This window comes from Mitsuaria sp. TWR114 (genome assembly GCF_007997345.1).
Genome location: NZ_VOSR01000298.1, coordinates 1 through 5,418 on the forward strand (window position 1 = coordinate 1; position 5,418 = coordinate 5,418).

At 69.3% G+C, this 5,418-nt stretch carries 6 protein-coding genes and 1 pseudogene; 5 read left to right on the top strand and 2 right to left on the bottom strand.

Features of this window, described 5'->3' with window-relative positions; all coding sequences use genetic code 11:
• The 3 genes and pseudogenes from FUT87_RS12310 to FUT87_RS12320 form a co-directional block, all read left to right on the top strand.
• Window positions 1–223 (top strand): annotated as a pseudogene (locus FUT87_RS12310) (amidohydrolase); the annotation flags it as partial.
• Window positions 224–302: 79 nt separating this feature from the next.
• Window positions 303–755 carry a DoxX family protein gene (locus FUT87_RS12315; RefSeq protein WP_183493405.1) on the top strand — a complete coding sequence of 151 codons (453 nt, stop codon included), beginning with the start codon at window positions 303–305 and terminating at the stop codon, window positions 753–755.
• Window positions 752–1,438 (top strand): YoaK family protein, encoded by a 687-nt coding sequence (locus FUT87_RS12320; RefSeq protein ID WP_147241199.1) that lies wholly within the window; start codon window positions 752–754, stop codon window positions 1,436–1,438. Before FUT87_RS12315 ends, FUT87_RS12320 begins: the two co-directional genes overlap by 4 nt.
• Before the next feature lie 79 nt (window positions 1,439–1,517).
• Here FUT87_RS12320 and FUT87_RS12325 read toward each other — a convergent pair whose 3' ends face one another.
• On the bottom strand, window positions 1,518–2,414 hold the full coding sequence (locus FUT87_RS12325) for a LysR family transcriptional regulator (protein WP_404935394.1): 897 nt from the start codon (window positions 2,412–2,414) through the stop codon (window positions 1,518–1,520).
• A 118-nt stretch (window positions 2,415–2,532) separates the two neighbouring features.
• On the opposite strand from FUT87_RS12325, the gene FUT87_RS12330 reads away from it, so the two are divergent.
• Complete coding sequence (locus FUT87_RS12330) at window positions 2,533–3,414, top strand: aldo/keto reductase family oxidoreductase (protein WP_147241201.1); 882 nt, start codon at window positions 2,533–2,535, stop codon at window positions 3,412–3,414.
• Between the two features lie 144 nt (window positions 3,415–3,558).
• Window positions 3,559–4,623, top strand: a complete 1,065-nt coding sequence (locus FUT87_RS12335; RefSeq protein ID WP_222617124.1) for a beta-propeller fold lactonase family protein — start codon at window positions 3,559–3,561, stop codon at window positions 4,621–4,623.
• A gap of 125 nt (window positions 4,624–4,748) precedes the next feature.
• On the opposite strand, the gene FUT87_RS12340 is transcribed toward FUT87_RS12335, so the two are convergent.
• Window positions 4,749–5,297 (bottom strand): single-stranded DNA-binding protein, encoded by a 549-nt coding sequence (locus tag FUT87_RS12340; RefSeq protein WP_147241202.1) that lies wholly within the window; start codon window positions 5,295–5,297, stop codon window positions 4,749–4,751.
• Between the last annotated feature and the right edge of the window lie 121 nt (window positions 5,298–5,418).

Below are 5,418 nucleotides of genomic sequence, written 5' to 3' on the forward strand. Positions count from 1 at the left end.
GCCGGCGATGCCGGACTGGTCGCCGGTGCGGCGCTACGGCGGCTACGGCGCCTGGGGCGCGGAAGGCAAGCCGCTGCAGGCGGCGATGCGGCGCACCGCGTGCTGCGACACCGCCTGCGGCGTCCATGGTCATGCGCATGCGAATGCCTGGGCGTCGGAGGTGCCCGCCTCCGACCTGAAGAGCTTCTGGGGCGCGCTGGGATGCGCGTGCTGGGCGGTCTGATGATGGACTTGGACACACGAGCCGCCCCGATGCGGCGCGCCGAAGCCGGGTACAACCGGCGGCACCTGGAGGCCCCACGATGAGCGAGTACCGATCCACCCGTCTGTTCTCCCCCGCCGCACCGCGCTGGGTGGAGGCGGTGCTGCAGTGGCCCACCTTCGGGGTGATGCTGCGCCTGTGCCTGGCGTCGGCCTACCTGATCGGTGGGATCGACAAGGCGATGGACTTTCCCGGCGCGGTGGCGGAGCAGGCGCATTTCGGCCTGCAGCCCGCGGTGCTGTGGGCGGTGCTGGCGATCGTGGTGGAACTGATCGGCGCGTTGCTGCTGATCCTGAACCGCTGGGTCTGGCTGGCGGCCGGCGCGCTGGGCGTGCTGACGCTGGTGGCGATGCTGGTGGCCAACGACTTCTGGCACCTGAGCGGCCAGGCGCGCTTCATGGCCAAGAACGCCTTCTTCGAGCACCTGGGCCTGATCGCCGGGCTGGCCTGCGCGGCGCGGATCGCGGTGCTGGAAAGGAAGGTGCTGGCATGACGGGCGTGAAGCGCTTGCTGGTGGCCAGTCTGACGCTGGGGTTCATCGGCGGCTATGTGGACACGGTGGGCTTCGTGGCGCTGTTCGGGCTGTTCACGGCGCACGTGACGGGGAACTTCGTGCTGATCGGCGCGGAGCTGAGCCGCGCCAGCGGCGGCAGCGTGCTGCTGAAGCTGCTGGTGTTCCCGACCTTCGTGGTGTCGGTCGCGCTGGCACGGATGGTGGCCTTGCGCTGCGAGCGGACGAAGACGGTGGCGAGCCGGCCCTTGCTGGTGATGCAGGCGGCGCTGCTGGTGGTGGCGCTGATCTGCAGCGTGCCGGCGGGTGCGGCGCTGGCACCCGACGCGCCGTGGGCGATGGCCACGGGCCTGTTCATCACCGCGGCGATGGGCGTGCAGAACGCGGCCGGCCGCCTGGCCTGGCCGGCGCTGACGCCGACGACGGTGATGACGGGCAATGTGACGCAGGTGGTGATCGACAGCGTGGACCTGCTGCGGGGCGCGGCTGGTCCGGACGTGCGGGAGCGGCTGGGTCGCTTCATCTGGCCGGTCGCGGCCTTCGCGGTGGGCGCGCTCACGGGCGCATTCGCCTATGCGGCGTGGAAGTTCTGGGCGCTGCTGCTGCCGCTGGTGATGCTGGCCGGGCTGGTGGTGATGGATGTGAAGGCGGATAAGAAGGGCTGAGCCGGCCGGCGGCCTGTCGCCTATGCCGCGAGTGCCCGCGCATGCCGCGAGCGCCGCGGGCATGCGCCCGGGCCGCCGCTCAGTCTTCGGCGTGGCGAGCCCGCAGGAAGTCGACGAAGGCCCGCAAGGGCGCGGGCACGTGGCGCCGGCCGGGGTAGTACAGGAACGGCCCGGTGAACGGGCGCCACCATGTCTGCAGCAATGGCTCCAGCGCGCCGCTGGCCAGATGGGGCTGGAGCCAGTCCTCGAACAGGTGGATGACCCCGCTGCCGGCCAGTGCCGCATCGATGGCGAGGTCCACGCCGCCGCCGGCCCGCACGACCAGCGGTCCGGCCGGATCGACCGTCACGACCTCCGACTTGCGCTGGAACTCCCAAGGCGGCATGGCACCGCTGGCGAAGCGCACCCGCAGGCAGGCGTGCTGCAGCAGGTCGCGGGGATGCAGCGGCCGGCCGCTGCGCGCGAGATAGCCCGGCGCGGCGGCCGTCGCCATGCGCTGGTGACGCGGGCCGATGGGCAGGGCGATCATGTCCTGCTCCAGGCGTTCCTCGTAGCGGATGCCGGCGTCGCAGCCCGCCGCCACGACGTCGACGAAGCCTTCGTCGACGATCACTTCCAGTCGGATGTCCGGATAGGCGGCGAGGAAAGGCGGCACCAGGGCCGGGAGCACCAGGCGCGCCGCGCTGACGGGGACGTTCAGTCGCAGCGTGCCCGCCGGACGGTCACGGAAGCCATTGATCTCGTCGAGCGCCGCTTCCACCTCGCCCAACGCGGGCCCCAGTCGATGAAGCAGTCGCGCGCCCGCTTCGGTGGGCACGACGCTGCGCGTGCTGCGGTGGAGCAGCCGAACCCCCAGGCGGGCTTCCAGCCTGCGCAGGGCCTCGCTGAGGCTGGACGCGCTGACGCCACCGCCGCGCGCCGCCTGCCGGAAGCCTCCGGCGCGCGCCACCGCCACGAAAACCGCCAGATCGGCCATGTGATCCGCCATCGCGCCCGCCACTGTTCTGTTTTCCGCACGACCCGTGCGGATTGGAGCCACTTATCGTACGCCGCGGCCCTGCCTAGAGTGAGCCACCTTCGAAAGGAAATTGCTCATGAACTCACTCGACAAGGCCGGCACCTTCCGCATCGGCAACCGCAACGTGAAGCGCCTCGGGTACGGCGCGATGCAGCTCGCCGGACCCGGCGTCTTCGGCCCTCCCAAGGACCGGGCCGCCGCCGTGGCGGTGCTGCGGGCGGCCGTGGAGCACGGTGTCGACCACATCGACACCGCTGACTTCTATGGCCCGCACATCACCAACCAGATCATTCGCGAGGCGCTGCACCCCTATCGCCAGGATCTGCTCATCGCCACCAAGGTGGGCGCCAAGCGGGGGGCCGATGGGTCGTGGCTGCCTGCCCTGTCCGCCGACGAGCTGACGAGGGCGGTGCACGACAACCTGCGCCACCTCGGTCTGGAGTCGCTGGAGCTGGTCAACCTGCGCAGCATGCTGGACGTCCGCGGGCCTGCCGAGGGCTCGCTGGAGGAGCCGCTCACCGCTTTGGCCGAACTGCAACGGCAGGGCCTGATCCAGCACATCGGGTTGAGCAACGTGACCGCGCGGCAGGTCGAGGATGCACGTCGCCTCTGCGCCATCGTCTGCGTGCAGAACCATTACAACCTCGTCCATCGGAACGACGACGCGCTGGTGCGGCAATTGGCCGGGGACGGCATTGCCTATGTCCCGTTCTTTCCGCTCGGTGGCTTCACGCCCTTGCAGTCGAGCGCCTTGTCGGAGGTCGCCAGCCAACTCGGCGCCACGCCGATGCAGGTGGCACTGGCCTGGCTGCTGCAGCGCTCGCCCAACCTGGTGCTGATTCCGGGCACCTCATCGGTCCAGCATCTGCGGGAGAACCTCGCGGCCGCTGAACTGCGGTTGCCCGAGGAAGCGGTCGCGCGTCTGGACCTGATGGGCAAGGTCACTCCGCACGCGTGACTGGACAACCGCGCCATCGGCAATGGCGTGGAGTTCAGGACCGCGCGTCGCGGCTGGTGACGCTCCGCGCCGGCAGAATGCGGGCGCACCAGCATTCATGACAGGCCCGGAGCAGAGTCGATGCGCAAGCTCAGAAGCGGAATGATGAAGATCGCCAGCGCCGCCGCCATGGCGATCGCTGCCGCCGTCCCGGTCTCGGCCAAGACCTACGTCTATGTCTCCGCGGCGCAGGACGGCGTCATCGACGCGTTCGAGATGGATGCCACCGGCGCGCTCACGCCGCTGGGCAAGACGGCGGCCGGCAAGCTCGTGATGCCGATGGCGGTGGATCCCGCCAGACGGCATCTGTACGCGGTCGTGCGCTCCGAGCCATTCCGCGTGCTGACCTACGACATCGATGCCGCGAGCGGCGCCTTGCGCCAGAAGGCCGACGCGCCACTCCCGGACAGCATGGCCTACGCGTCCACCGACCGGACCGGACGCTTCCTGTTCACGGCCTCCTATGACGGAAGCCGGATCGCGATCAGCGCGATCAAGGACGGCCTGGTCGAGCAGGGCGCCATCCAGGTCCTGCCCACCGGCGAGAAGGCACACAGCATCCGGATCGACCCCGGCAATCGCTTCCTGTACGTCACCAACCTCGGCAGCGATCAGATCCTGCAGTTCGGATTCGACGCCGCCAGCGGCAAGCTGACGCCGCTCGATCCAGCGCTCGTCAAGACGAAGCCCGGCAACGGCCCGCGGCACATCGAGTTCTCCCCCGACGGTCGATTCCTCTACGTGATCAGCGAGCTGAGCGGCAACATCATCCAGTTCGAGAGGGATCGCGATCGGGGGACGCTCACCGAGCTCTCGAGCACGCTCACGGTGCCGGCGAGCGACGAGCAGCGACGCATCTGGTCCTCCGACATCGCCATCACGCCGGACGGCCGGTTCATGTACACGTCCGAACGGACGAGCAGCACGATCTCGTTGCTGACGCTTGCCGCGGCGTCCGGCAAACCGAGCCTGGTGGACGCCTATCCGACGGAAACGCAGCCGCGTGGCATCCGCATCGATCCGACCGGGAAGTTCCTGCTCGTGGCCGGAGAGAGATCGGAGCGGCTGTCGGTGTACCGCATCGATCCGGACAAGGGCGCGCTCCGGCTGATCGGCCGGCAACCGGTGGGACGGGCCGCGAACTGGATCGAGATCGTGGACCTGCCCTGAGGGGCGGCCATTTCGGCTGAAGGTGGGCGTCCGGCTCGAAAAGGAAAAAAAGCCCGCGGCGTGAACGCCAACGGGCTTCCTTCATCTTGATCATCCGACCCCGGCATAGCCGGGATCGCTATCGATCAGAACGGAATATCGTCATCCATGTCATCGAAGCCGGTCGCCGGCTTCGGCGCGGGGGCCGGGGCGCGAGGCGCCGCGGCGCGCGGGGCCGGCGCGCGTGGTGCGTCGAAGTCGCCGCTGTCGCGACCACTGCCGCCACCGCCGCGCTCCGACGAGCGCTCACGGCTGTAGCCACCACCGCCGCCGCCGCCGCCCATGTCGTCGCCACCGCCTTCACGGCCGCCCAGCAGCTGCATCTGCTCGGCGATGATTTCCGTCGTGTAGTTGTCCTTGCCTTCCTTGTCCTGCCACTTGCGGGTCTTCAGGCGACCCTCGACATAGACCGGACGGCCCTTCTTCAGGTACTCGCCCGCGATCTCGGCCAGGCGGTCGTAGAACACCACGCGGTGCCATTCGGTCTCTTCCTGGCGCTCGCCGCCTTCACGGCTCTTCCAGTTGCGCGTCGTCGCGATGCTGACGTTGCACACCGCGCTGCCGCTGGGCGTGTAGCGGAGTTCGGGATCACGGCCCAGGTTGCCGAGGATGATGACTTTGTTGACCGAGGCCATGAGGGTTGCCTTCGCTTGCGTGTCGTTGAATGTTCGGAATGGGAAACTCGGCGCCGCCCTTCGCCCGGGACATCGGGTCGGAAACAGCGGCGCAGGGGGCGGATTATGCCGCCCGCCCATT